This is a genomic window from Flavobacterium cryoconiti, from assembly GCF_048158645.1.
In the GTDB taxonomy this organism is placed as follows: Bacteria; Bacteroidota; Bacteroidia; order Flavobacteriales; family Flavobacteriaceae; genus Flavobacterium; species Flavobacterium cryoconiti.
In genome coordinates this window covers 93,854-117,019 of sequence record NZ_JBLNKW010000010.1, presented here as the reverse complement: position 1 = coordinate 117,019, position 23,166 = coordinate 93,854, and the positions used below count along the sequence as shown (strand labels likewise).

General features: G+C 32.4%; 19 protein-coding genes. 6 read left to right on the top strand and 13 right to left on the bottom strand.

What is annotated here, in order from left to right; all coding sequences use genetic code 11:
- Positions 1-20: 20 nt before the first annotated feature.
- Genes ACM55H_RS14600 through ACM55H_RS14590 form a run of 3 tightly spaced genes read left to right on the top strand, consistent with a single transcriptional unit; the run spans position 21 to position 3,791 of the window.
- Complete coding sequence (locus ACM55H_RS14600; RefSeq protein ID WP_416837203.1) at positions 21-1,505, top strand: peptide MFS transporter; 1,485 nt, start codon at positions 21-23, stop codon at positions 1,503-1,505.
- 15 nt (positions 1,506-1,520) lie between these two features.
- Positions 1,521-3,284, top strand: a complete 1,764-nt coding sequence (locus ACM55H_RS14595) for a peptide MFS transporter (protein ID WP_416837201.1) — start codon at positions 1,521-1,523, stop codon at positions 3,282-3,284.
- A gap of 45 nt (positions 3,285-3,329) precedes the next feature.
- Positions 3,330-3,791 carry a thioredoxin family protein gene (locus ACM55H_RS14590; RefSeq protein WP_416837200.1) on the top strand — a complete coding sequence of 154 codons (462 nt, stop codon included), beginning with the start codon at positions 3,330-3,332 and terminating at the stop codon, positions 3,789-3,791.
- Between the two features lie 2 nt (positions 3,792-3,793).
- On the opposite strand, the gene ACM55H_RS14585 is transcribed toward ACM55H_RS14590, so the two are convergent.
- The 5 genes from ACM55H_RS14585 to surE form a co-directional block, all read right to left on the bottom strand.
- Positions 3,794-5,830, bottom strand: a complete 2,037-nt coding sequence (locus ACM55H_RS14585; RefSeq protein ID WP_416837199.1) for a ComEC/Rec2 family competence protein — start codon at positions 5,828-5,830, stop codon at positions 3,794-3,796.
- A gap of 65 nt (positions 5,831-5,895) precedes the next feature.
- Complete coding sequence (locus ACM55H_RS14580) at positions 5,896-6,396, bottom strand: C40 family peptidase (RefSeq protein WP_416837198.1); 501 nt, start codon at positions 6,394-6,396, stop codon at positions 5,896-5,898.
- A 36-nt stretch (positions 6,397-6,432) separates the two neighbouring features.
- Positions 6,433-7,545 (bottom strand): lipid-A-disaccharide synthase, encoded by a 1,113-nt coding sequence (lpxB, locus tag ACM55H_RS14575; protein WP_416837197.1) that lies wholly within the window; start codon positions 7,543-7,545, stop codon positions 6,433-6,435.
- Positions 7,546-7,646: 101 nt separating this feature from the next.
- The gene (locus ACM55H_RS14570) at positions 7,647-7,919 is read right to left on the bottom strand and encodes a hypothetical protein (protein WP_416837196.1); all 273 of its coding nucleotides are present in this window, start codon (positions 7,917-7,919) and stop codon (positions 7,647-7,649) included.
- On the bottom strand, positions 7,912-8,694 hold the full coding sequence (surE, locus tag ACM55H_RS14565; RefSeq protein ID WP_416837195.1) for a 5'/3'-nucleotidase SurE: 783 nt from the start codon (positions 8,692-8,694) through the stop codon (positions 7,912-7,914). Before surE ends, ACM55H_RS14570 begins: the two co-directional genes overlap by 8 nt.
- A 209-nt stretch (positions 8,695-8,903) precedes the next feature.
- Between surE and ACM55H_RS14560 the strand changes: the two genes are divergently transcribed.
- Both ACM55H_RS14560 and ACM55H_RS14555 read left to right on the top strand, forming a co-directional pair.
- A complete protein-coding gene (locus tag ACM55H_RS14560; RefSeq protein ID WP_416837194.1) occupies positions 8,904-11,189 on the top strand; it encodes a carboxy terminal-processing peptidase in 2,286 nt (761 codons plus the stop codon).
- Positions 11,190-11,321: 132 nt separating this feature from the next.
- Positions 11,322-12,164, top strand: coding sequence for a DNA/RNA non-specific endonuclease (locus tag ACM55H_RS14555; protein WP_416837193.1), 843 nt, complete (start codon positions 11,322-11,324; stop codon positions 12,162-12,164).
- A 156-nt stretch (positions 12,165-12,320) separates the two neighbouring features.
- Here ACM55H_RS14555 and rodA read toward each other — a convergent pair whose 3' ends face one another.
- From rodA to purH, 6 genes are all read right to left on the bottom strand, one after another.
- Positions 12,321-13,556, bottom strand: a complete 1,236-nt coding sequence (rodA, locus tag ACM55H_RS14550) for a rod shape-determining protein RodA (RefSeq protein WP_416837192.1) — start codon at positions 13,554-13,556, stop codon at positions 12,321-12,323.
- Positions 13,557-13,573: 17 nt separating this feature from the next.
- Entirely contained in the window at positions 13,574-15,526 is a 1,953-nt protein-coding gene (mrdA, locus tag ACM55H_RS14545) for a penicillin-binding protein 2 (RefSeq protein WP_416837191.1), read from the bottom strand.
- Complete coding sequence (mreD, locus tag ACM55H_RS14540) at positions 15,523-16,029, bottom strand: rod shape-determining protein MreD (protein ID WP_416837190.1); 507 nt, start codon at positions 16,027-16,029, stop codon at positions 15,523-15,525. The genes mrdA and mreD overlap by 4 nt, the downstream gene beginning before the upstream one ends.
- Complete coding sequence (gene mreC / locus ACM55H_RS14535; protein WP_416837189.1) at positions 16,022-16,846, bottom strand: rod shape-determining protein MreC; 825 nt, start codon at positions 16,844-16,846, stop codon at positions 16,022-16,024. Before mreC ends, mreD begins: the two co-directional genes overlap by 8 nt.
- A gap of 103 nt (positions 16,847-16,949) precedes the next feature.
- Positions 16,950-17,978 carry a rod shape-determining protein gene (locus ACM55H_RS14530; RefSeq protein ID WP_035668436.1) on the bottom strand — a complete coding sequence of 343 codons (1,029 nt, stop codon included), beginning with the start codon at positions 17,976-17,978 and terminating at the stop codon, positions 16,950-16,952.
- A gap of 54 nt (positions 17,979-18,032) precedes the next feature.
- Entirely contained in the window at positions 18,033-19,559 is a 1,527-nt protein-coding gene (purH, locus tag ACM55H_RS14525) for a bifunctional phosphoribosylaminoimidazolecarboxamide formyltransferase/IMP cyclohydrolase (protein ID WP_416837188.1), read from the bottom strand.
- A 165-nt stretch (positions 19,560-19,724) separates the two neighbouring features.
- Here purH and ACM55H_RS14520 point away from each other — a divergent pair, with 165 nt between their 5' ends.
- Entirely contained in the window at positions 19,725-20,975 is a 1,251-nt protein-coding gene (locus ACM55H_RS14520; protein WP_416837187.1) for an ABC transporter permease, read from the top strand.
- Positions 20,976-21,107: 132 nt separating this feature from the next.
- On the opposite strand, the gene accD is transcribed toward ACM55H_RS14520, so the two are convergent.
- A complete protein-coding gene (gene accD, locus ACM55H_RS14515; protein ID WP_039110788.1) occupies positions 21,108-21,962 on the bottom strand; it encodes an acetyl-CoA carboxylase, carboxyltransferase subunit beta in 855 nt (284 codons plus the stop codon).
- A gap of 103 nt (positions 21,963-22,065) precedes the next feature.
- Positions 22,066-23,133, bottom strand: coding sequence for a class II fructose-bisphosphate aldolase (gene fbaA, locus ACM55H_RS14510; RefSeq protein ID WP_035668431.1), 1,068 nt, complete (start codon positions 23,131-23,133; stop codon positions 22,066-22,068).
- Positions 23,134-23,166: the final 33 nt, after the last annotated feature.

Below are 23,166 nucleotides of genomic sequence, written 5' to 3'. Positions count from 1 at the left end.
AAGAAAATTTATAAATAAATATGGATACAAAGCTAACTATAGAGCAAATTCAGAATTTTAAAGGGAAGTATCCTAAGCAATTATGGTACTTGTTTATGGTTGAAATGTGGGAACGGTTTTGCTTTTACGGCATGAGAGGGGTTCTTACTTTTTTTATGGTAGACCAACTTTTATTAAAAGATGAGGCGGCTAATTTGCAATATGGTGCAATACAGGCTTTTGTTTATGCTTTTACCTTTATTGGAGGGATTTTTGCTGATAAAATTTTAGGTTTCAGAAAATCACTTTTTTTTGGAGGTATTGTAATGATATTAGGGAATCTTCTAATCGCTTTTTCTCCTCAAGACATGTTCTATTATGGAATTGCATTTTCTATTATTGGAACCGGTTTTTTTAAACCTAATATCTCTTCGATGGTTGGAGAATTATATCATGAAAGTGATCACCGTAGAGATGCAGGTTATGGGATGTTTTATGCAGGAATCAATATAGGTGGTCTTTTAGGAGGTGCATTGTGTATTTATTTGGGGAAATATTATTCTTGGAAATTATGTTTCTTGTCTGCGGCAATTGTAATGGTTTTTGGTCTACTTACTTTTTTATTCACAAAAAAACATCTTGGTCCAATAGGCGATTCCCCTTTGCTAAAATTGACTTCAAGCAAAAGAAAAATTAGAGAAATTTCTGTTTATGCCTGTTCGTTATTGAGTATTCCACTTATATTTATAATGGTAAAGAATACGGAATACACGGATTATTTTATGTACACCATCGGGATTATTGCAATTTCGTATTTCATTTTCGAAGTGATTAATTTGAAGCAAATCAATCTTCAAAAAAAGTTAATTGCAGCATTTTTGTTCATATTTTTCTATTTCTTATTCAATGCTATTTACGAACAAAGTGGAGGTTCATTATCACTTTTTGCAAAAGATAATTTGAATACGAGTTTGTTGTTTTTTAATATTGACCCAAACGTTGTCAATAATAGTTCGAATACTTTTTTTGTAGTTGTTTTTAGTCCAATTATTGGGTTACTTTGGTTATGGATGGCAAAAAAGAAAATAGAGCCTAATACCGTAATTAAATTTGGAATTGGATTTTTGTTTCTTGGGGCATCATTTTATATCTTTTATTATACTCGATTTTTTGCAAATGCTAAAGGAATTACGTCTTTGAATGTTTTTACTTTTGCCTATTTGGTCACTACGATTGGTGAACTATGTTTAGGTCCAATAGGGATGTCTATCATTACAAAGCTTTCGCCAAAACGATTGTTTGGTATGATGATGGGGTTATGGTTTTTAGCTAGTGCTTTCGGGCAATTGGCGGCAGGAAAATTAGGTGCTGAAATGTCTAGATCAAATACAGGAACAACTTTAGTTTCTAAACTTCAATCGTATACAGAGGGCTATTATCAATTAGCAATCTATTCGATTGTTGCAGGTGTTTTTTTAATAGTTATGACGCCATTGATTAAAAAATTAATGCAAGAGGTTAAATAATTAAAACTAAATTAAATGTCAGATTCAAATTCAAATGATTTTTTTAGAAACCCAGTTTTAGGTCACCCGGCTGGTTTATTTGTAATCTTTTTTACAGAAATGTGGGAACGATTTTCATACTACGGAATGCGTGCTTTGTTAGTTTTGTTTTTAACATCTTCAATAATGGGCGATAATCCTGGATGGGGTTGGCCTAGAGAACACGCCTTGGCCATTTATGGATCTTATACTGCATTGGCCTATTTGACGCCTATTCTGGGTGGGTATATTGCTGACAAAATCATTGGATATCGTTGGGCAGTTATTTATGGTTGTTTGTTAATGACTTTAGGGCATTTGTCAATGGCTTTGGAAGAAGCAAGCCATGCTTTTATGTACCTTGGATTGTTTTTCCTGGTCTTAGGAATCGGTTTGTTTAAGCCTAATATGACTTCGATTTTGTCTCACATGTATAAAGATAAAATAGAGAAGAAAGATGGTGCTTTTAGTATTTTTTATATGGGAGTAAATTCGGGAGCATTTTTAGGAATGCTTCTATGTGGTTATATTGGCGAAAGCGAAAATTGGGGTTGGAGTTATGGTTTTGGGCTTGCAGGAATATTTATGTTCATTGGGATGCTTCAATTTTATTTTACTCAAAATATTTTTGGAGATATTGGTCTTAAACCTGTTAAAAATGAAATTGTAAACCATAATGAAGATGCATCTATTGCAAAATTAAACCCGTTTTCAGCTTTTGATCTTTCAATAATTGTTTTGGTTTCGGTACTTGGTCTAGCTTGGATTATTAATGACCCTGTATCTAAAATTTCCAATTTTAATTTGTTTGATTTTAATGTAGTAAGCTTTTCTGGAAGTAATTTTGTAATTCTAGTTTCATTATTACTTTTTGTTTTTGTTTTAATAAAAAGAATTACTCAATACACTCCTGTTTTAAGAGACCGAATGATAGCGGTAATAATTTTGGCATTTATAACTGTATTTTTTTGGGCATCGTTTGAGCAAGCAGGTGGTTCAATGACCATTTTTGCGAGTGATTATACAAATAGAATTTTAGAGGGGAACTCTAAAATTATTTTTAATATTGTAAATACCATTTTGACGGTTACCCCAATGGCCATTATTACCTTTGTTTTAATGAAACTATATAAGCAAACGTTTAAAAAATATGCTTTAGGAAATATTGTTTTAGCAATCGGTTTTGCAATTATTTGGTTTTTGGTGATATATATGCTAAAAGACCAGTATTCACAAGTTAAAGCTGAAATTCCTGCTACCTGGTTTGGGATTCTTAATTCTTTATTCATCATTACATTTTCACCATTGGTGGCTAAATTATGGGAGAGCAAATACAACCCGCCAGCGACAATCAAAAATGGATTAGGAATGATACTTTTGGGAATTGGTTTTGGTGTTTTAGCTTTTGGTTCAAGTACTATTCCTGCGGGTGCTAAAGTAGCGTCAGTAAGTTTGATTTGGTTGGTTTTAGCTTATTTTTTTCATACTATGGGCGAATTATTTATATCGCCAGTTGGGCTCTCTTATTTAAGTAAATTAGTTCCAAGCAGAATGATTGGTATTATGTTTGGAATTTGGTATCTAGCCATTGCAATTGGTAATAAAATTGCGGGTACAATGGGTGGGATGATTGACGAAATTACATCACAATATTCTATGACAACATTTTTCTTAATTTTTACATTAATACCAATAGGTATAGGTGTATTAATTATGCTTTTAACCCCTGTTGTGAAAAAATTAATGCATGGAATACATTAATTCTGGTATTATTTTTGTTTAAATTTGTACAAAAATAAATAGATTATGAGAAAAATATATTTAATAATAGTATTCTTTATTGGGATCGTTTCTTTGCAGGCGCAAGAGCTTAATTGGCATACAAATGTTAAGGAAGCAATTGCCATTGGGAATAAAGAAAAAAAACCATTATTGCTGTTTTTTACAGGTAGTGATTGGTGTGGATGGTGTATCAGGTTACAAAAAGAAGTTTTGAAAACTCCTGAATTTGAAAAATGGGCAAATGAGAATGTAGTGCTTGTAGAATTAGATTATCCTAGAAGAACTCCTCAAACTGCCGAAATTAAAGCACAAAATAACGAATTGCAACAAGCTTTTTCAATTCAAGGTTTTCCTACAATTTACTTTGCAAATGGAACTGATAAAGAAGGTAAAGTAAATTTTGAAGGACTAGGAAGTACCGGATATGTAGCTGGTGGCCCAACCGCTTGGCTCGAAGTTGCCAATGGAATTCTGAAAAAGAAATAATTTCAATTTAACTTATAAAATCCCTTTTCACCAGTTGCGTGGAAAGGGATTTTTTGTTTATTGCAAGTGACTTTCCAATATTTTTGTACTGTTTTATAATTTGATGCATCAGCAATAACCATTTTAGGCTGTATGGATTGAAACAAACGGTCTAAATTTATCTTTGGAGATTGTGTAAGTAATAAAATATCAGGTTTTATATTTTTAGGATAAATGCCCAAGCTATCCAAAATCAGAATTTTTTTTCCGTTGAAAAAAGCGGTGTTTTTAATTCTTTTTTTAGTCTTCAAAGTGCTGAAATTTTCAACTAAATAAGAGGTTAGAATGTTGTTTTTTTGGCAAGTTTTCAAAATGCTGTCATTAGCATATACCGTAACTTTTTCTCCGTTTCGTTCCGTAATCAGTGTGTTTTTCTTCGAATTGAAAACGATCCATTCTTTTTGGTTTTTCACATCAGATGCGTTTTTTATATATGAAATTTGTAGAACGATTATCGAAATTAAAACCATTACCAGTTTGTTGAAACTTGGTTTTTTGAACCAAATGACAGTACTTATGATTATCAAATAGAAACTGATTAAAAAATACAAATTGAAAGGAATGTTCTGAATTATAAATTGTTCCAGTGAAGCAATGGAATTGATGATTTTATTCAAATAAAAGATACTCCATTCTAATGGTTTAGAAAGAAATAAAGGAACATATCCGAAAGCTGCCAATACCATAACTAAAACACCTAAAATCATTACAACACTAAGTAATGGAATGATAATTAAATTGGTCACAAAGAATAAACCGGGGAATTGATGGAAATAATAGATACTCAAAGGCAAAGTGCCTATTTGTGCCGCAAAAGAAACGGAGAGTATATCCCAAATGTATTTTGAAATTTTATTTTTTGGTAGCCAAATAGAAGCTAAAAGTGGTTGTAACCAAATGATGAAAAACAACGCGATATAACTCAACTGAAATCCAACATCAAACAAAAAGGAAGGTTGGAAAAGTAAAATAAGCAACATCGATACCAATAAGGTGTGGTAAATATTTACGCTTCTTCGTAAATGGCTGCCTATTGCAACAAACGAAAACATAACCACAGAGCGAACTACAGATGGTGCTAAACCTGCAATTAATCCAAATAAGGATAATGAAGCCAGAATGATTATCAGCTTGATGAAAGAGCCACGTTTTGTATTGGGTAACGGTTTGAGAATGAAAGTGACAAAGAGCAATATAAACCCAATATGCAATCCCGAAACGGATAAAATATGTACCGCACCAGCATATTGATAATCCCGAATAATTTCTGGAGAAATATCTTGTTGCTGTCCCATTATTAGAGCAACAGCTACATTTAATTCAGTTTTATGGAAATTGCTTTTTTCTAAATTATAAATGATTTTAGTCCTTAATCTGGAAGTGTAATACCAAATATTCTTATCTATTTCAGAACTGACGCTAATCTCATCAGTATCTGCATACAGTTGGGCATAGATTTGTTTATTCTCCAAATAGTTGCTGTAATCAAATTGGTTGGGATTATTCGGTGGAACGTTTTTATATAAAGTGCCTTTAATACGAAGCGGAGTTCCAATTTCGAATTCACGATTCAAACTGTCTTTTCGAATATTTAGGAGTATTCTGCCTGAACTTTCTGCTTGATCAATGTGGTTTATTATGGCAATATAACGAACATTAAAATTAGAACTTTTTAATTTTTCGCGTAGCGTAACGGATATCAAATGGGGCTTTTCAAAAATAGAGCGATAATGTGTATAATTACTTTTTTGGTAATAATCAGTATGAACAATTAATGTTGTTGCTCCAATAAAAAAGGAAAGTACGTAAGTGGAAATGCCGAAATAAGTATTTTGTGTGGAATTCTTTTTGGTTAAAAAATAAAAAAAGATAAAAGTGATGATGGAAATAAATAGTAAGGCAAAAACAATTTTAGGTTCAGGTTTTAAATAATAAGGAAATAGAATTCCTAATATAAAACCAAATGTTATTCTCGCTAAAGGAAATTGTAGCACTTTCATTTATCTAAAGTACAATTTTTAGTAAGAATAACTTTATTTTTTTTACAAAAAAATGATTCAGGTATTTATTTAATAATTCTATTTATTTGTGCAAAACAGCTTTGATAATAAGGTTCTTTTGTGGATGAAATTATTACACCTTTGGAAGTAGAAGAATGAATAAATTTTACATCATAATCAGAAACTTCAATTACCATTCCTACATGATTAATTTGAGATTTTCTATTGGTTTTAAAAAAGATTAAATCTCCTTTTTTAATATTATCCCGTTCACTATCAATGATTAAACCTAATTTTGATTGTTCAAAAGAAGAACGTGGAAGTTGAATATTATAAGAATTAAAAACTGAATAGATTAATCCTGAACAGTCAAAACCTGCTTTTGTCGTGCCTCCACTTTTATATTTTACACCAATATTCTCTGACGCGGAATGAATTAATTGCGTTATTAAACGCTTTGTTCCATCAGTTTCTACCTCTGTTTTTCTTTCAGGGATAATTACTGAGGTTGATTTACATGCTGTGAAAAAAATAAGAATCAATAAAAGGTAAAGTAGGTGTTTCAAAAGAGTTGTTTTTTGCAGATTTTATAAGAATTGGTATCATTGCAAATCAGCCACAATCAATTTTGCTGTTTTTTCGCTGGCACCAATTCCGCCGAGTTTTGCTTCTAGAACGTTATATTTCTCTAAAAGTTGTTTGCGATGACTAGATTCCAGAATTTTTTTCAATTCTTCCAGAATACGTTTTGTGGTGCAGTCTTCCTGAATTAGTTCGGTTACCACTTCTTCATCCATTATCAAATTCACTAACGAAATGTATTTTAGCGTAATGATTCGTTTTGCAATTTGGTAAGAAGCCCAACTCCCTTTATAACATACCACTTCCGGAACTTTAAAAAGTGCCGTTTCCAGCGTTGCGGTCCCTGATGTAACTAACGCTGCAGTTGCGTTTTGCAATAAATCATAGGTTTTGTTGGATATGAATTTTATGTTTTCATTGGATATGAAATTCTCATAAAATGAATATTCCTGACTTGGAGCGCCAGCAATAACAAATTGATATTCAGGAAAATCATTAACAACGCTTAACATTACCGATAGCATTTTAGTGATTTCTTGTTTTCGGCTGCCAGGTAAAACGGCTATAATAGGTTTTTCGTCTAATTTATTTTCTTTTCTAAAAATGGAGGCGTCCATTGGGATTTGATTGTGGATTGCGTCAATCAATGGATGACCTACAAATTCAACAGGAAAATGATGCTTGTCTTCGTAAAAACTTTTTTCGAAAGGCAAAATCACATACATTTTGTCTATATCACGTTTGATTTCTGTAATACGGTTTTCCTTCCATGCCCAAATTTGGGGCGAAATATAGTAATGGGTTTTTATATTCAATTCTTTTGCCCATTTTGCAATTCGCAAATTAAAGCCGGGATAATCGATGAATATGAGAACATCCGGTTGAAATTTAAAAATGTCTTTTTTACATATTTTGATGTTGTTTAAAATCGTTTTCAAATTAAAAACGACTTCAATAAAACCCATGAAAGCTAATTCACGATAGTGTTTCACTAAAGTTCCACCAACATTTTGCATCAAATCACCTCCCCAAAACCGAATGTCAGCATTTGGATCTTCTTTGTAAAGTGCTTTCATCAAATTTGAACCATGTAAATCTCCTGAAGCTTCTCCAGCAATAATATAGTATTTCATGTTTTTAGTTTAGGAGTTTTTTATTTTTAGTATTGGTTTCAAATTATGAACTGTTACGATCAATATTTTTATGTTTAACAAAGGTATGAATATTGTTTTTTTTAAATAAATAATGACACAAGAGTCATGATAATTACCGCTAAAACAACTCCGCGTGCCATGAGTTCTTTGTTTAATTTGAGTAAAATTCCAAATGCCACTAAATCAAGAATAGATCCCAAAGTGATTATTTTACCTAGTTTGCCTTCAAATCTCATGATTTTGATACCGTTGATAAAAGTAAAGTCAGTGAAGAAAGTGATGAAAAGATAACTTCCCAATATCGAAGCCAAAATTCCAATTATAAATCCTGTTAATAAATCTATTTTATTCATTCCAATTCCAGGTGTTAAGTTGTTGTGTTGCATGATGTGCAGTCAAGTCAAATTGTACTGGAACTATAGAAATATATCCGTTTTTTAATGCCCATTCGTCAGTGTCTTCACCATTATCCTGGTTCACAAATTCTCCGGTAAGCCAATAATAATCTCTTCCTTGAGGGGTTTTACGTTTGTCGAATTTTTCCATCCAAATTGCTTTAGCCTGACGGCAAATTTTGATTCCTTGGATCTCTTTTTCTTTCAATTTTGGAAAATTTACATTCAAAACAACTCCTTCGGGCAGTTTATTTTCAAGAACTTCCAGTGTTATTTTTCGGATAAATGACTTTATGTCTTCAAAATTGGCATTCCAATCATAATCTAATAATGAAAATCCAATGGCTTGAATTCCTTCTATGCCGGCTTCAACAGCAGCACTCATAGTTCCGGAGTAGATTACGTTTATAGAAGAATTGGAGCCGTGATTGACACCTGAAACACACAAATCTGGTTTTCTTTTCAAAATTTCGCTAACTGCAAATTTCACACAATCTACAGGAGTTCCAGAACAGCTGTATTCTGTTATGGCATCGTTTTCTTTGGAAGTTTTATTTAGATACAATGTGTCGTTTATTGTAATTCCATGACCTGTAGCGCTTTGTGGGGCGTCTGGAGCAACAACAACAACTTCTCCTATTTCGGACATAACGGCTATTAATGCTCTAATTCCTGGAGCTGAAATTCCATCATCATTTGTAACTAATATTAAAGGTTTGGAGTGTTTTGTCATTTTATGTTTTCAAAAAGGGATTTCTAATTAAAGATTTAGATAGCAAATGTACTCACACAAAACGAAATTCTATAAACAAAGAAAATAAAATTTATCAACTTGGAATATTTAACTCAGATGAAAAAAAACAATTTTATATCTTTAACAAAAAATTATGCAGCCCTTGTTATAGTTGGCATAGTTTTTACCGTAATTTAGTTTAAAAATTGATGAATACTATTACTGACTTTATGAAAAGAAATTATAAAATACTTCTTGTTGTTGTTTGTCTCTCAGCAACACTGTTTGCATTTAAAATTAATGCATCAAAAGAGGAAGATCCAGATAAAGATAAGTTGCTATTAGAACTATTAACGTTTGTAATTCAAAAAGGACATTATAATCCTGCAGCTATAGATGACACTTTTTCCAAAGGAATTTACAAAGATTATATCCAAGCTTTAGATCCTTCTAAACGATTTTTCTTGCAGTCAGATATTGATGAATTTTCTAAATACGAGACTGAATTAGATGATGAATTGTTAAATAAAGATTTGACGTTTTTTAATCTTACTTACGATCGTTTGATGAAAAGAATGGAAGAAAGTAAAAAGATATACAAGAGTGTGTTGAGTCAACCATTTGATTATAATGTTGATGAGAGTTTTAATACGGATTATGAGAAAGCACCTTATTCAAAAGATGAAAAAGAGCTCGCTGATAAATGGCGTAAACAAATCAAATTGTCAACACTTTCATCATTGACAGACCGTTTGAAAATTCAAGAAAACAAAAGCAAAGGTATTGTTGAACAAGAAGATAAAGCCGCTTCAGATCTTTTGAAACAAGGAGAAAAGCTCAAATTTGACATTATTAATTCAGATACTGATAAAGAGAAAAGTAATAAAACTGTTGATACCAGTAAGCCTAAAACTTTTGCTGAATTAGAAAAAGAAACAAGAGAGAGTGCTTTGAAATCATTGGATGAATATTTTGGTTTTATGAAAGATTTAGATAGAAATGATTGGTTTTCTGTTTACATCAATTCAATTACGGCACGATTTGATCCGCATACCAGTTATTTTGCACCCGAAGAAAAAGAACGTTTTGATGTAAGTATTAGCGGAAAACTGGAAGGTATAGGAGCTCGTCTTCAAAAGAAAAATGATTTCACTGAAATATCTGAACTTATTTCTGGCGGTCCGGCTTGGAGAGGAAAACAACTTGAAGCAGGGGATTTAGTAATGAAAGTTGCTGAAGGAAATGATGAGGCTGTAGATGTGGTTGGGATGCGTCTAGATGATGTGGTTAAGAAAATAAAAGGTCCTAAAGGAACTGAAGTTCGTCTTACCGTGAAAAAAGTTGACGGAACTATTAAAATCATTTCTATAATAAGAGATATTGTCGAAATTGAAGAAACCTATGCTAAATCAAGTATCGTTAATAAAAACGGATTGAAATACGGGGTTATTTATTTGCCAAAATTCTATATTGATTTTGAAAATAAAGACGGTAGAGATGCTGGAAAAGATATTGCTAAGGAAGTGGAACGTTTAAAAAGTGCTGGTGTAAACGGCATTGTATTGGATGTTCGTGATGATGGAGGAGGTTCATTATCAACAGTAGTTGATATTGCAGGATTGTTTATTGAACAAGGTCCAATAGTTCAAATAAAATCAGCCGGAAGAAAGAAAGAAGTTTTATTTGATAAAGATAAAAAAATTGAATGGGATGGCCCATTGGTTATTATGGTGAATAGTTTTTCAGCTTCTGCATCTGAGATTTTAGCGGCTGCAATTCAAGATTATAAAAGAGGAATTATCATTGGTAGTAAACAAACATACGGTAAAGGAACGGTTCAAAATGTAATTGATTTGAATCAGTTTGTTCGTAATAGTGCTGTGGGTGATTTAGGAGCTGTAAAAACAACTACGCAAAAATTCTACAGAATAAATGGTGGTTCTACGCAACTTGAAGGAGTAAGCAGTGATATTGTTATGCCGGACAGATACGCTTATTTAAAAATGGGGGAGCGTGATGTAGACAATGCAATGCCTTGGGATAAAATAGACCCTGCTGATTATACGGTTTGGAATAAAAACGCTAATTTTAATCAGGCTATTGCCAATAGTAAGAAAAGAATTTCTCAAAGTTCCCAATTTCAATTAATCGAGGAAAATGCTAAATGGATTGACAGTAGAAGTGAAGATAATAACTATAGTTTGAATATTGATAAATTCAAAACTGCTCAAAATGAAATTGAGGATAAAGCTAAAAAATACAAACCTTTAGCAGATTATAAAAATACACTTAAGTTTACATCATTGCCATATGAGGTGGATGAAGTTAATAAGGATGTAGTTTTAAAAGAAAAAAGAGACAGATGGCATGAAGCATTGTCTAAAGATATTTATGTGGAAGAAGCACTAAATGTTTTAGATGATTTGCAATCGAAATCAATAGTAAAAAAGAGTTTGCCCGCTAAATTGAAAAAAGACAAATTAGCTAAGTCATAAGATAATTTTTTTAGCTGTATAGTTAATTGCTAATGCGCTCCAGTTATTCTAAATAGAATTTCTGGAGCGTATTTAGTTTTATTATGTTTTGTTTTTTCTTTAACTTCGGGATAATTAATAAAATTAATGGGAATGAAAAATTACCAGTTGCTTTATTCAGTTGCGATTTTGCTTAGTTTGAATTTTTCTTCCTGTAAAAAGAATTTAGATACTGATAATGCTATTGATCGCTACAGTTCACGAGAGTATCAAAAGCAGCTTGAGAAAGCAGAGAATACTATTCAAATGGGGGATGTATCTTTTGATTTTTTGCCATCTTCAACAACCAATCAAATTGTAAAACACGATTATTTCACTTTATCGTATAATGAAAAGTATGAGCAAGCGGAATGGGTTGCTTATGAATTAAAGAAAAGTTATCTGATAAATAATAGTTTTCAAAGACCTTTTTTTATTGAGGACCCTAATGTGAAAACGGGTTCAGCTGATTGGAGAAATTATAAGAAATCAGGTTTTGATAAAGGTCATTTGTGTCCGGCAGGTGATATGGAATTTTCTAGGAATGCTTATAATGATACTTTTTTTACCTCTAATATTTCTCCACAATTGCATAGTTTTAATGATGGAGTTTGGAATAGATTAGAACAAAAAGTTCGTTATTGGGCTGCAAAATACGATGGTATCTATGTGATTACTGGAGGGGTTTTAGAACCTTCACTTAAAACGATTGGTAGGGAAAGGGTTTTAGTTCCAAAGTATTTTTATAAAGTCTTGTTGGATAAATTTGATGGAAAATACAAAATGATTGCTTTTCTTGTTCCAAATGAAGCAAGTGATGAACCTTTGTATGATTTTGTGGTTTCGGTGGATCATATCGAAAAATTAACAGGAGTTGACTTTTTTCCTGAATTAGAGGATAAGTTAGAAAGTCAATTGGAAAAAAGTAGTGATTATAAAAGCTGGAGTTTTAATTAGCCCTGATAGAAATGGAAAGCTTTTGATGGCTCGTTTATTAGTTTTTATATTTTTTCAAAGCGACTGGAGGAAGCTCTTGAAAAAATAATTAAAACTTTAACGAGGCGAAAAACTTGAAATGAATAGCAGGATTTAGCTCCCAATATGACACTTTATTTACCATTCATTTACTTTATTGGCATCCATTTTAATAAATATAAAAAGTAAAATGGTAAACCCCCAAAGTCCTGATCCTCCATAGGAAAAGAAAGGTAACGGTACTCCAATTGTTGGGAAAACCCCTATGACCATTGCGATATTTACAAAGAAATGAATGAATAAAATACCGGCTACACAATAGCCATATACTCTACTGAATTTTGTTTTTTGTCTTTCTGCAAGGTATATTAATCTTAAAAATAGGCCTACAAAAAGGCCGATAACGACCAATGAACCTATGAATCCCCATTCTTCACCTACTGTTGTAAATATATAATCGGTATGTTGTTCTGGTACGAAACCTCCTTTGGTTTGTGTGCCTTCAAGAAAGCCTTTGCCTAGCCATCCTCCAGATCCAATTGCTATTTCTGATTGATTGGTATTATAACCAATCCCTTTCATATCTACAGATTTTCCTAATAATATATTAAAACGGTCTCTGTGGTGTTGTTTGAAAACATGCACAAAAACATAATTTACTGATAAGACAAATCCTGAAATTAAGGCAAACAAAATTCCGCTTTGGAGTATATTTCTATCGGATAAGCGTGATTTTAAATGTATTATGATTAGGACTAATAATGCAATCAAAATTACATATTGTGGCTGTAGTACTAATGTTAGTACAAATAAAAGAATGGTAATGAATCCTGTCCAAACGTACCAAGATGGGAGTCCTTCACGATACAAAACGATGATAAAAATGCTGTAAATAAGTGCGCTTCCCGGGTCAGGTTGAGGTAAAATGAGCATAACAGGTAAAAATACGATGGCAAGTGCCTGTATTTGCCTGTTAACATCTTTCAAATTAATTTGAGGATCACTTAAGTATTTGGCTAATGCCAATGCTGTAGCTGCTTTTGCAAATTCAGAAGGTTGTATTGTGAAACTTCCAATACCATACCAACAACGTTGTCCCGCTATGGTCTTGCCAAAAGCAAATAAACCAACTAATGATAACAGTGATATTCCAAAAATAATACTGGCGTATTTTTCGTAAAATTTACCATCTACATAAAGTACAATAAAAATTAAAGGAATAGTTAATATGATAAATATGAGTTGTTTGTCGGAAGTACCTTCCATAGAGGATAAGGAAGAGGAATAAATGTTTAACCAACCCATTATTACTAATAAACAATAGATAATGATACATATCCAGTCAAGATTGTTCGTTACGCTTTGGTTTTTCATTTGAAATAGGTTGCTTATTAGTTTTCTTTAGTAGAATCTATTGTAATAATTGGGGCTGCCGTTTTAATTATTGGATTTGCTATTTTTTTACTTAGAAGAGAATCTTTAGGGACAGTTTCGATTAAGCTGGCTTCTTTCATTCCGCCTAATTTTGCATATCGATCCTGTAAACTTCTTTCAAGTATTCTCTTTTCTAAATCAGTTCTCGTTATTTTTTTTCTAAGATATTTTTCAATCATTAAACTGGCAATAGGTCCTGCTATTGTTGCTCCAAAACCACCATTTTCTACTAAAATCGCTATTGCGATCTTGGGATTGTCTTTTGGTGCAAAAGCAACAAATATGGAGTGATCCTCAAGTTTTACTCTTTTTCCATCGATTTTCGCATAATTCTCAGCTGTTCCCGTTTTACCACAAATATCAATTCCGGGTACATTTAATCCATGTGCTGTCCCAAAATTATACACATCAAATAAACCGCTAATCATAGGTTTGTAATATTTTTTGTCTATTGTGGTAACATGCTTGGTCGTGAATTTTTTATCAATTTTATGACCTTCAATTTTTTTGATGATATGAGGGGTGTAATAATATCCTTCATTTGCAACTGTTGCCATCATATTAGCAAGCTGTATTGGAGTCATTAAAACTTCTCCTTGACCGATCGAATTGGATACGATTGTTGTGCTACGCCAACCGCCATTTGGATAGATTTTTTTGTAGGTTTTAGAATCTGGAATGTTTCCTTTTTTACCAGTAGGCAAATCATAGCCCATAAATTGTCCTAGTCCAAAACTTTTTACGTGATTACTCCAAACATCAACAGCATAAGCTGGTTTCGCATATTTATTAATAGTTAACATGTAAGCACTGGCAAAATAGGTATTACAAGAATTGTAAATACCATTATGTAATTGATGAGGGCCAAAACCATGGCATTTCATAAATCGGCCTCTTGCATAACTAAAACCGTGATGACACATGAAAGTAGTTTGTTCATTTATAACACCTTCTTGAAGAGCCACAAGTCCAGTTAGTATCTTAAATGGAGATCCTGGAGGATATTCAGCCAGTAATCCTCTATCATAAAGCGGTTTTGCAATGGAATCATGATATAGTAACGTGTAGTTTTTAGAACGCTGTCTCCCTACAAGTATTCCTGGGTCATAAGATGGAGCCGTAACTAGAGCTAATATCTCTCCAGTTTTTGGTTCAATAGCTACAATTCCTCCTCTTTTATTGATCATTAATTGCTCGCCATACTTTTGAAGTTCGGCATCAATAGTAAGGTTTATATCTTCTCCTTGAACAGCAATAGTGTCGTATTTTCCTTCTTTGTAGGAACCAATTTCTCTATTATATTTATCTTTTTGGAAGTATTTTACTCCTTTTATTCCTCGTAAAATATCTTCGTAGCTTTCTTCGACACCTTGTCTTCCAATTAAATCGCCACTATTGTAATAAGGATTTTTGGCAACTAACTTTTCGTTCACTTGAGTGATAAATCCAAAAACGTTAGCGCCATAGTCTACTTCGTAATCACGTAAAGAACGTTTTTGAAAGTAGAAACCTTCGTATTTTCGTATTTTTTCTTGAAAAGCAGCAAATTCGCTTTTATTTAATTGTGGTAAAAAAACAGAAGGTAATCGAGGACTATATACCTTAGCTTTTGCCATTCTTTTTATAAAATCTTCTTTTGTTACATCTAGCAGTTGACAAAATTCCAATGTGTCAATATTTTTAACATCTCTTGGAATAACCATGATGTCATAAGAAGCTTGATTGGCAACTAATAATTTGCCATGTCTATCATAAATATAACCTCTTTCCGGATAGTCATATTTTATTTTTATGGCATTATTGTCTGATTTTAGTTTGAACGAATCATCTATAATTTGTAAATAGAATATTCGTATTACTAGCAATGATGCTGCAACAATGATTAAGGAAGGCAGCAATAATTTTCTCATCTTTTGTTTGGCTTAATAAGATATATTATTATAATGCAAATTAGTATTGTAAATACGCTACTGAGGAGGGTTCGCAGCAAAACGTCCAAGATAAAACTAAATTGAAATGCTTCTAGTACGAATAATACTAAGTGATGAATTACAACGGACATTAATATAAAAGAGAATCGCTCCGGAGTTAAAACATCATTTAATCGCACCGTTTGATATTCATAGCTCAATCCAAATGAAAATTTAAAGATATAAGGTCTGAAATAGGCTAAAAGGATACATGCTGTAGTATGTATACCTCCAGAATTACTGAACATATCCATAATAAGACCTAAAAAGAAACTAGCGATCAATAATCCAGATTTATTACCGTTTACGGGATATAATATTATAAAAAGCAGGTATGGAAATGGACTTATATAGCCCAAAAAATTCATATTATTGAAAATAATAATTTGAACTGCCAATAGCAGAACAAAACGGAAAATATTGACTAACAACGTGCTATTCATCTTTTTTTCCTTTTTCTAAATTAATAAGTTCGTCGCGATCTTTACTTTTTATGATGTAAACATGACCTAAATTTGTCATGTCGTTAAACAGTTTTACATCTAGAGTATAATAGTTGGTTTGATTGTCAATATAAATTTTAGCAATAGTTCCAATATTGATATTCTCGGGAAATATAACGGATTGTCCTCCGGTTACAATGGTATCCCCTTTTCTTATAGCTGCTAATCTTGGTACATCTATCAATTGAACAAAACCAGTACTTTTTCCATTCCAAACCAAGGATCCAAAATGATTTGATTTTTTAATCTTTGCGTTAATTTGAGATTTTTTATTTAAAATACTAATTACTGTCGCATAATGTGGAGAAGTATTATCAATGATTCCTACAATTCCTAAGCTGTTTATCACACCCATATCTGGTTTTACACCTTGTAATTCACCTGAATTCAATGTTAAATAATTTTCATAAACATTGTATGAATTGTGTATCACTTTAGAAACGATGATATCATCTGCTTTTACACCTTTTAAACTATCTAATTTTTGTACGGCAGTTGTGTCTTTACGATTAAAGAGAAGACTTTTTAATTCGGCATTTTCTAGTGCTAGCGCATCATTTTGAGTTTTTAAATTCAAATACTCATTTACAGAATTAACTTTTTCGTAAACTCCGCCACTTAAAAAGTTAGCAGAACTTATTATTTTACTTCTGTGAAAAGAATGAGATTGAATGGTGAGCACGAGTGAAATGCCCAAAAGCAGCAAAAACAGTAATCTATTACTGTTTTTAAATATAAAATTAAATATTTGCTGCATGTACTATTGGTTATTTTGTTTCAGGTTCTATCTTAAATTTCTACTTACAAAACTAAACCGAGGTTTAAATTATCTAGCATTATTTAAATTAGCAATAAAAACCTTATTTTATCAAGATACTTTTAAATTTTGTAATGTTTTTTAGTGCCATACCAGTTCCTCGAACTACAGCTCTTAATGGATCTTCGGCAATGTAAACAGGTAAATCTGTTTTTTGAGAAATTCTTTTATCAAGACCTCTTAACATAGAACCACCACCTGCAAGATAAATACCAGTATTGTAAATATCGGCTGCTAATTCTGGAGGTGTTTGAGATAAAGTTTCCATTACAGCATCTTCAATTCGTTGAATCGATTTGTCTAATGCTTTAGCAATTTCACGGTAAGATACTTCTACTTGTTTTGGTTTACCGGTAAGTAAATCTCTTCCTTGAACTGACATGTCTTCTGGAGGAGTTTCTAAGTCTTCAATTGCGGCTCCAATTTGGATTTTTATTTTCTCTGCAGTACTTTCTCCAACAAAAAGATTGTGTTGGGTACGCATGTAATATACGATGTCATTTGTAAATACATCACCGGCAATTTTTACCGATTTGTCACATACAATTCCGCCTAATGCAATTACAGCAATTTCAGTTGTTCCACCACCGATATCAACAATCATGTTTCCTTTAGGTTGCATAATGTCAATACCAATACCAATAGCTGCTGCCATAGGTTCGTGTATTAGATATACTTCTTTTCCGTTAACTCTTTCACAAGATTCTTTAACCGCTCTCATTTCCACTTCGGTGATACCGGAAGGAATACAAACAACCATTCTTAATGCGGGAGTAAACATTCTTTTCTTTAATGCCGGTATGCTTTTTATAAACATACTAATCATTTTTTCAGAGGCATCAAAATCAGCAATTACACCATCTTTCAACGGTCTTATCGTCTTAATGTTTTCATGTGTTTTACCCTGCATCATGTTTGCTTCTTTCCCTACAGCAATGATTTTGCCTGAAACTCTATCACGAGCAACTATTGAGGGACTGTCAATTACGACTTTATCATTATGTATGATTAAAGTATTAGCGGTACCAAGGTCTATCGCGATATCCTCGGTCATGAAATCAAAAAATCCCATAAGTTTTTTAAGGGTTAAAAAGTTATAAATTTGTGACGGGCAAAGTTAAACAAATTAATGTTTAAAATGACGAGTTCCTGTAAATACCATTGCAACTTTATTTTCATTACAATAATTGATGCTTAATTCATCTTTAATGGATCCTCCGGGTTGAATTACAGCAGTTATTCCTGCTTCTTTAGCTATTTCTACACAATCAGGGAAAGGGAAGAACGCATCGCTAGCCATAGACGCACCATGTAAATCAAATCCAAAAGTTTTAGCTTTTTCAATGGCTTGTAATAAGGCATCAACTCTTGATGTTTGCCCAGTACCAGACGCAATAAGTGTGCCGTTTTTTGCAAAAACAATCGTGTTTGATTTTGTGTTTTTACAAATTTTAGAAGCAAATATTAAATCTTGAACTTCTTGTTCAGTTGGTGCTTTAGTAGTAACGGTTCTTAAGTCTTCTTTATTGTCGGTTATATTGTTTCTTTCTTGGACTAAAATTCCGTTTAAGCAAGTTCGTACTTGTTTTTGTGGTAAAGCTACTTCGTTTTGAATTAATATAATTCTGTTTTTCTTTTCTTGTAAAATTGCAGCAGCTTCTGTATCATATTCCGGAGCAATAACCACTTCACAAAATAATTTGTTTATCTCAATTGCAGTTGCCACATCAATTTTAGTATTGGAAATCAAAACACCTCCAAAAGCTGAAGTCGGGTCACAAGCCAAAGCCACATTATAAGCTTCACTAATAGTTTTTCTTGTCGCTAAACCACAAGCATTATTATGTTTTAATATGGCAAAAGTAGGGCCGTCATTTTTGAACTCATTAATCAAATTCACAGCTGCGTCTACATCCAATAAGTTGTTGTAAGACAATTCTTTTCCGTGAATTTTTTTGAACATAGCGTCAAAGTCACCAAAGAAGAATCCTTTTTGATGTGGATTTTCTCCATATCTCAAGACTTGACCATGAGCAATACTTTGTTTATAAACGGTTTCGTCTGTATTGAAATAATTAAAAATTGCGGTATCATAGTGTGATGAAACATGAAATGCTTTTGTAGCCAATAATTTTCTGTTGGCAAGAGTAGTAGCTCCGTTTTGATCGGTAATTAAATCTAAAAGCAGGCTGTACTCATCAACAGAAGCCACAATTACAGTGTCTTTAAAGTTTTTTGCAGCAGCACGAATCAAAGAAATACCACCAATATCTATTTTCTCAATAATATCTGATTCACTTGCTCCTGAAGCAACTGTTTTTTCAAATGGATATAAATCAACTATAACTAAATCAATTTGTGGGATATTGAACTCTTGCATTTGTTGTACATCACTTTCATTATCCTGACGGTTTAGGATTCCTCCAAAAACTTTTGGATGTAATGTTTTTACTCTTCCACCAAGAATGGAAGGATAAGAAGTTACGTCTTCAACAGGAACTACAGGGATTCCTAAGTTTTTTATAAAATCTTCAGTTCCTCCAGTAGAGTAAAGTATAACATTTTGTTCATGCAGTTTTTTTACAATTGGTTCAAGACCTTCTTTTGAGAATACTGAAATTAATGCAGATTGAATAGTTTTTGTTGTGTTCATTGTGTAGTTATAATTATAAAGTGCAAAAATAGTTTTTTTTTGATTATAAAATTCAATGAATTTGTGTAACATTATCTTAAAAAAATATACCAATTGGTAGGTGGATTTTTATTAGGTTTATGAAAAATATAATGTAGAATTTTACCTTAACGCAAAAAAGATTTTATGATAGTCTATCTTCGGTTATTAAAAGAGAGTTTTGGTTTTGCAATGAATGCTTTGCGAAACAACAAATTGAGAACTTTGCTCTCTTTATTAGGGGTTACTATTGGTATATTTTCAATAATAGCCGTGCTTGCAGCTGTAGATTCATTGGATAGAAAAATCACCAAAGATTTAAGCAGCCTTGATAAAAACACGATCTATTTAATGAAATTTTCTTTCGGTCCTTCAGATATTCCACAATGGAAAAGAGAACAGTTTCCTAATGTAAAGTATGACGAATATACTTATATGAAAGGAGTTATGACTAATACGGATCAAATGGGATATCAAATATTTACCAAAAGAGAATCTATAAAATACGATTCAAAAACAGTTAGTGATGTTAATATTGTTCCAGTTTCCCATGAATTTATTGATATTCAGGGGTTAGAATTTGAAGAAGGGAGATTTTATAATGAGTCTGAAGCTAATTCTGGTTCTACGGTAATTGTTTTAGGGGATGAAATTGCTAAATCCTTATTTGAGAATATTGATCCAATTGGAAAAAACGTACGTTTATATGGTAAAAGATTCACAGTTATAGGTGTTTTGAAAAAACAAGGAGCAGGATTGTTTGGGGATAGTAATGATACTTCTGCTTTTATTCCGGTTAATTTTGTTCGACAATTGTATGGTGATAATAATACTTCTTTGACTAATGTAATCATATTTAAGCCAGAAAGAGGAGTGGATATGGATGCATATAAAGGTGAAATTTCTCAAAAATTAAGAAGTTATAGAGGTTTGAAAGCAGGTGAAATTGATAATTTCTTTGTTAATGTGTTTTCTGGATTTACTGATTTTATAGATGGTATTATAGGACAAATGAATGTAGTAGGGTGGATTATCAGTGGATTTTCATTGCTTGTTGGTGGTTTTGGAATTGCGAATATTATGTTTGTTTCGGTAAAAGAACGTACCAATTTAATAGGAATCCAGAAATCATTAGGAGCCAAAAATAAATTTATATTGTTTCAGTTTTTATTCGAAGCGATAATACTTTCAGTAATTGGCGGAATAATTGGACTTTTATTAGTTTGGATAATTTCAGTGATTTTAACCAGCGCACTGGATTTCGAATTTGTTTTAGGCATGGGGAATGTTTTTTTAGGAACGGGACTTGCTGCTATCATTGGTTTGATTTCAGGAATACTTCCTGCAATTGCTGCTTCAAAATTAGATCCAGTTGAGGCGATTAGAACGGGAATGTAAACCGACCGACTTTGAAAAAGAATCTGAATTTTATATAAAAAAGGCTTTCAAATTATTTGAAAGCCTTTTTGTTTGAATCTTAAAAAGATAAAATTTAAAGTATAAAAAATCCCGATTGATCGGGATTTTCGTTTATCTGATATTATTGTTTTGAATCAAATCAATGTACAAGTTGATCTTGTCTTTCAATTCTTTTCGAGGTGTTATAAAATCTAAGAAACCATGTTCAAGAACAAATTCAGCGGTTTGAAAACCTTCTGGTAAATCTTTACCGGTTGTGTCTCTTACTACTCTTGGTCCTGCAAATCCAATTAATGCACCTGGTTCAGAAATATTAATATCTCCTAGCATGGCATAAGAAGCAGTTGTTCCTCCTGTTGTTGGATCAGTACATAACGAAATGTAAGGCAATTTTGCTTCAGCAAGTTGAGCAAGTTTAACAGATGTTTTAGCTAGCTGCATCAAAGAATAAGCTGCTTCCATCATTCTTGCTCCACCTGATTTAGAAATCATTACAAATGGTAATTTGTTTTGAATAGCATGATCGATTCCTCTTGCGATTTTTTCTCCCACTACTGCTCCCATGGAACCACCAATAAAGGCGAAATCCATACAGCAAATTACTAATTCTTTTCCTTTAGATTTTCCAACTCCGGTGCGCACTGCATCCTTAAGTTTGGTTTTTTCCATAACATCTTTTAACCGATCTGCATATTTTTTTGTGTCAACAAAATGCAAAGGGTCTTTAGAAGTCATGTTTTTATCTAATTCAACAAATTCATTGTTGTCAAATAAAATTTGAAAATATTCTGCACTTCCAATTCTAACATGAAAACCATCCTCGGGACTTACAAATAAGTTACGAGCTAGTTCATCGGCATCAATAATTTTTCCAGTTGGAGATTTGTACCAAAGCCCTTTTGGGATATCCATTTTGTCTTCGGTAGCAGTAGTAATCCCTTTTTCTTTTCTTTTAAACCAAGCCATTTTTCTAGTGTTCAGTGTTCAGTATTCCGTTCCTGTAGTTTCTGGTTTAGATTTCAAATCCCGATAGTTACATCGGGATTCAAAAACTTTAAACTTAATTTTATTATAGTGTATTCACATTGTTTAAGTCAGCAAATGCTTGCTCAAGTCTTGTGTTGAAAGTAACTTCACTTTCACGTAACCATTTTCTTGGGTCGTAATATTTTTTGTTTGGAGCATCAGAACCTTCTGGATTTCCAATTTGAGTTTTCAAATAGTCAATATTTTTTACCATATAATCACGAATACCTTCAGTAAATGCAAATTGCAAGTCAGTATCAATATTCATTTTTATTACACCGTAGCTAATACCTTCTCTGATTTCTTCCAATGTAGAACCTGAACCACCGTGGAAAACGAAATCTACTGGATTTGATCCTGTGTTGAATTTGTTTTGTACAAAATCTTGAGAATTTTTTAAGATTTTTGGAGTCAATTTTACATTTCCTGGTTTGTAAACACCGTGAACGTTACCAAAAGCTGCAGCAATTGTAAATTTAGGACTTACTTTTGAAAGTTCTTCGTATGCGTAAGCAACTTCTTCTGGTTGTGTATATAATTTTGAGCTATCAACATCAGAGTTGTCAACACCATCTTCTTCACCACCTGTAATTCCAAGTTCGATTTCCAATGTCATTCCCATTTTGCTCATTCTTTCTAAATAACCTTTGCAAATTTCGATGTTTTCTTCGATAGGCTCTTCAGATAAATCAATCATGTGAGAAGAGAATAATGGTTTTCCAGTTTTAGCAAAATGTGCTTCTGAAGCGTCTAATAAACCATCAATCCAAGGTAATAATTTTTTTGCACAATGGTCAGTATGTAAGATTACAGTTGCTCCGTAAGCTTCCGCCAAAGTGTGAATATGTAATGCTCCAGCAATTCCACCAGCGATAGCTGCTTTTTCACCTGCATTAGAAAGTCCTTTTCCAGCGTTGAATTGTGCTCCTCCATTAGAAAATTGGATGATAACTGGCGCGTTTAATTTAGCTGCAGTTTCAAGAACACCGTTGATGGTATTTGATCCCGTAACATTTACTGCCGGTAATGCAAATCCTTTCTCTTTAGCATAGTTAAAAATTTCCTGAACCTGATCTCCTGTAGCTACGCCTGGTTTTATGTTGTGTGCCATTGTAATTCTTTTTAGTTATTTTTTAGTTTTTAG